General features: G+C 38.5%; 1 protein-coding gene. It reads left to right on the forward strand.

Translation table 11 applies throughout. The annotated features are described in order from the left end of the window. Nucleotides 1-124 precede the first annotated feature (124 nt). Nucleotides 125-1,420 (forward strand): IS110 family RNA-guided transposase, encoded by a 1,296-nt coding sequence (locus D0469_RS19165; protein ID WP_117328340.1) that lies wholly within the window; start codon nt 125-127, stop codon nt 1,418-1,420. Nucleotides 1,421-1,840: the final 420 nt, after the last annotated feature.

Genomic DNA, 1,840 nt, shown 5'->3' on the forward strand with positions numbered 1-1,840 from the left:
GGGGCAGCATTCCTGTAATGAGTGAAAATGGAGTTTGAACAAAAAAATAACCTCTTGGTAGAATGAGAATGTCCTAAAGCAGCGCAGCGAAAAGGACATTACTCAAATACCAGGAGGCTTTAAAATGAATTATAACCAGAATAAGAAGATTGCTCAAATAACTCCTAAAACTCTTATTATAGGAGTCGATATTGCTAAATTCAAGCATGTGGCACGTGCCCAGGATTTTAGAGGAATAGAGTTTGGATCACCATGTTATTTTGAAAATACAAAAGAAGGATTTGAGCATTTTCTTAAGTGGATTTCAGAAATCAAGAAAGAACAAAGTATGGATAAAGTCGTGGTTGGGATGGAACCAACAGGCCACTATTGGTTTAATCTCGCTCATATTTTAAAAGAAAACGAGATTAAATTTGTAGCGGTAAATCCATTGCACGTAAAGAAAAGCAAGGAACTAGATGATAACTCACCTACTAAGAATGATGTGAAAGATGCTAAAGTTATAGCCCAGCTGGTCAAAGACGGAAGATACGCCGAACCTACGATACCACAAGGTGTTTATGCCGAACTCCGTGTCGCAAAGAAAATACGCGATCTTTTAACAGAGGATCTCCAAACGGTCCAAGGGCAGGTTCACAACTGGATTGATCGGTACTTTCCTGAATTTCTAAAAGTCTTTAAGAAGTGGGAGGGCAAGGCAGCGTTACAATTTTTAAAGCTTTATGCCTTACCTCATGAAATCGTAAATTTCACTGAACATGAACTGCTCTCCCATTTAAGAAAATCCGTAACACGGAGTGTGGGATTAAGTAAGATTCGTGAGTTAAAGCAAGCAGCCAGTAAGTCCATCGGACTTCGACAAGGCTCTGAAATGGCTAAATTAGAGCTAAAAACGATTCTGGCTAAATATGAATTAATTCAGTTAAAATTCGAAGAATTGGATGCGCAAATAGATGGTTTACTTGATGAAATACCAGGTGTACCACAAATGTTAGCCATAAAAGGTGTTGGCAGGGATACAATTGCCGGCTTCTTTGCGGAAGTGGGTGATCTTAGTGAATATACTCATCCTCGGCAAATTATTAAGCTGGCAGGCTTAAGCTTAAAAGAAAATACATCAGGTAAGCACAAAGGAAAAACGACCATCACAAAAAGAGGACGGAAGAAACTGAGGGCTCTGTTATTCAGGGTTTGTATGATTCTCGTCGCCAAAAATTCTGCATTTAAGGCATTACATGCTTACTATACTCAACGTCCAGATAATCCATTAAAGAAGATGCAGTCTCTTATCGCTTTATGTAATAAACTGATCCGTATCTTCTTTAGTATAGGTAAAAAGCAATTTGAGTTTAGTGAAGAAAAGATGTTAAAAGACATCCCTCATTTGTCAGTATTAAAGAAGGCAGAATTGGCCGCTTAATTTTGTTTTTTGTTTAGATAAATTATAGTTAATGTTTTATGGTTTTGAGGACATTTGAAGCATGGATTAGTCGGCAAAGCAACTAAATTACGGGCTAAGACCCTGTGGGGCAGCATGGCCGACATCCACCTCATGGTAAGGTTGGACGAAGGAATTTGAGAGCGAAGACTCTGTGAGACATGGGAGGGTTGACCTCCATGAGAAATGTGGACATCTACCAGTGCGATCATATTTTGACTAACCAACCAATTTTTGTAATTGGTTGGTTAGTGGGTGACGGCTCTTTTTCCTTATGGAGTCTAATTTTATCCTTTCAAGTGATAATTCCCCAACTATTAAACATTTACCGGAAGGTAAACCACTATGAAAATCTAAGAAAACAGGAGAAAACGTGAGATTTTCCTTTCTTCATTGAGGGAG

This window comes from Peribacillus saganii (assembly GCF_003429095.1).
Classification (GTDB): domain Bacteria; phylum Bacillota; class Bacilli; order Bacillales; family DSM-1321; genus Peribacillus; species Peribacillus saganii.